The sequence below is a fragment of the Halomonas sp. BC1 genome, assembly GCF_002078135.1.
In the GTDB taxonomy this organism is placed as follows: Bacteria; Pseudomonadota; Gammaproteobacteria; order Pseudomonadales; family Halomonadaceae; genus Vreelandella; species Vreelandella stevensii.
Map to the genome: position 1 here is coordinate 2,471 of NZ_LFGS01000018.1, position 1,474 is coordinate 3,944.

The 1,474-nt window shown below is 53.0% G+C and carries 1 rRNA gene; it reads left to right on the plus strand.

Annotation, left to right across the window (positions count from 1 at the left end):
* Nucleotides 1-82: 82 nt before the first annotated feature.
* A 23S ribosomal RNA gene (locus B7L72_RS14020) occupies nucleotides 83-1,474 on the plus strand; the annotation flags it as partial.

Here is a 1,474-nt window from a genome sequence, read left to right on the forward strand (position 1 = left end):
CTACGTAAATTGTATTGTGATACGTCTCAAGCGTATCCGGCAATCGTTATCATTGCGAACCCCAGACTCCTTCGGGTTATAGGGTCAAGCAATGAAGCGCACACGGTGGATGCCTAGGCAGCCAGAGGCGATGAAAGACGTGGTAGCCTGCGATAAGGTTCGGTGAGGTGGCAAACGACCTGCGACCCGGACATCTCTGAATGGGGAAACCCACTCATCACAAGATGAGTATCTTGCGCTGAATACATAGGCGCAAGAGGCGAACCAGGGGAACTGAAACATCTAAGTACCCTGAGGAAAAGAAATCAACCGAGATTCCCCTAGTAGCGGCGAGCGAACGGGGACCAGCCCTTAAGCGTGTGACGGATTAGACGAACAGACTGGGAAGTCTGGCCATAGCGGGTGATAGCCCCGTAGTCGAAAATCTGATCACGTGAAATCGAGTAGGTCGGGGCACGAGAAACCTTGACTGAAGACGGGGGGACCATCCTCCAAGGCTAAATACTCCTGGCTGACCGATAGTGAACCAGTACCGTGAGGGAAAGGCGAAAAGAACCCCGGAGAGGGGAGTGAAATAGATCCTGAAACCGTGTGCGTACAAGCAGTAGGAGCAGACTTGTTCTGTGACTGCGTACCTTTTGTATAATGGGTCAGCGACTTATATTCAGTGGCGAGGTTAACCGTATAGGGGAGCCGTAGGGAAACCGAGTCTTAACTGGGCGACACAGTCGCTGGATATAGACCCGAAACCGAGCGATCTATCCATGAGCAGGGTGAAGGTTGAGTAACATCAACTGGAGGCCCGAACCAGGATCTGTTGAAAAAGATTTGGATGACTTGTGGATCGGAGTGAAAGGCTAATCAAGCTCGGAGATAGCTGGTTCTCCTCGAAAGCTATTTAGGTAGCGCCTCACGTATCACCGCCGGGGGTAGAGCACTGTTTCGGCTAGGGGGTCATCCCGACTTACCAACCCGAGGCAAACTCCGAATACCGGTGAGTGCCAGCGTGGGAGACACACGGCGGGTGCTAACGTCCGTCGTGAAAAGGGAAACAACCCAGACCGTCAGCTAAGGTCCCCAAATCCTGGTTAAGTGGGAAACGATGTGGGAAGGCTCAGACAGCTAGGAGGTTGGCTTAGAAGCAGCCATCCTTTAAAGAAAGCGTAATAGCTCACTAGTCGAGTCGGCCTGCGCGGAAGATGTAACGGGGCTAAACCAGGTACCGAAGCTACGGGTTCATCCTTACGGATGAGCGGTAGAGGAGCGTCGTGTAAGCCGATGAAGGTGTGTTGAGAAGCATGCTGGAGGTATCACGAGTGCGAATGCTGACATGAGTAACGATAAAGGGAGTGAAAAACTCCCTCGCCGGAAGACCAAGGGTTTCTGTTCGACGCTAATCGGAGCAGAGTGAGTCGGCCCCTAAGGCGAGGCCGAAAGGCGTAGTCGATGGGAAACGGGTCAATATTCCCGTACC